Source organism: Streptomyces sp. SolWspMP-5a-2 (genome assembly GCF_900091845.1).
GTDB classification, from domain to species: domain Bacteria; phylum Actinomycetota; class Actinomycetes; order Streptomycetales; family Streptomycetaceae; genus Streptomyces; species Streptomyces doudnae.
Genome location: NZ_FMCI01000212.1, coordinates 1 through 1385 on the forward strand (window position 1 = coordinate 1; position 1385 = coordinate 1385).

The 1385-nt window shown below is 79.0% G+C and carries 1 protein-coding gene; it reads left to right on the forward strand.

The genetic code is table 11. The features are described from left to right. Positions 1 to 1385: acyltransferase domain-containing protein (locus tag GA0115242_RS21625; protein ID WP_141721704.1), on the forward strand; the 1385-nt coding region annotated here is incomplete at both ends.

Consider the following 1385-nt stretch of genomic DNA (forward strand, 5'->3'; position numbering starts at 1 on the left):
CCCCGGCCAGGGCAGCCAGCGCCCCGGCATGCTCGCGGCGCTGTTCACCGCCTTCCCCGCCCTCCACCACGTGCTGCACCGGGGCGCCCGCTGGGTCGACGCGCTCTTCCCGCCCGCCGCCCTCGACGACGGCGCCGCGGCCCGCGCCAAGGCCCGGATCACCGACACCGCCGTCGCGCAGCCCGCCCTCGGCATCACCGCGCTCGCCGCCACCGAGTTGCTCACCTCGCTCGGGGTGCGCCCCGCGATGGCGGGCGGCCACAGCTACGGCGAACTCGCCGCGCTGGCCGCCGCCGGGGTCCTCACACCCGGCGAACTGCTCGCCGCGAGCGCCGCCCGCGCCGAGGCCGTCCTCGGCCGGGTCCCCACCGACGACCCCGGCACCATGGCCGCCGTCACCGCCCCGGCCGAGCAGGTCGAGGAGGTGCTGCGGCTGGCGGGGCTCGACGCCGACGTGGTCGCCGCCAACCACAACTCGCCCCGGCAGACGGTCGTCTCGGGCCCGACCGAGGCCGTCACCGCCGCCGTCGCCCATCTGCGGGACGCCGGGCACAGCGCCAAGCCGCTCCCGGTGGCCTGCGCCTTCCACAGCCCGCTGCTCGCCGGGGCGGGGGACGACTTCGGCGCCCACCTCGCCGGACTCGACCTGCCCGCACCGGCCTTCCCGGTCTGGGCCAACCGCACCGCCGCCCGCTACCCGGACGACGCGGCGGGCATCCGCGCCGAACTGGTCGCCCAACTCGGCTCCCCCGTCCGCTTCGCCGAGCAGATCGAGGCGATGTACGAGGCGGGCGCGCGGGTCTTCGTGGAGGCCGGACCCGGCCGGGTCCTCAGCCGCCTGGTCGGTGACGTGCTCGGGGACCGCCCGCACCGCGCCGTCCCGCTGGAGGGCGTGCCCGACGGCGGACTCCCCGCCTTCCTCACCGCCCTCGCCCAACTCGCCGTCAGCGGCGTCGCGTTGCGCACCAGGCCGCTGTTCACCGGCCGCGACGCCGTCGACCCCGCCACCGCCGGTTCCGTGCGCCGGGCCGGGTTCACCGTCGACGGCCATCTGCTGCGCCGCGCCGCCGGCACGCTCCCGCCCCACGCCCTGCATCCCGCCCGCCCCGTGACGGAGGCCGTCTTGTCCCACCCGAGCCCCCTGTCCGCGCCCGCCGCCGGACCCGAGGCGCTGATCGCCGAGTTCCTGCGCGCGAGCCGGGAGATGGTCTCCGCCCAGCGCGACGTCCTGATCTCCTACCTGGGAGCGCCCGAGGCCACGGGCGACCTCGCCGGGGCGGCGACGTGGACCCCGCCCGCGCCCGCCGTCCTCCCCGCCCTCGTCCCCGCCGCCGCGGCGCCCGTCGCCGCGGTGGCCGGCGCGACCGGCGGCGCCCCTCGGGAGT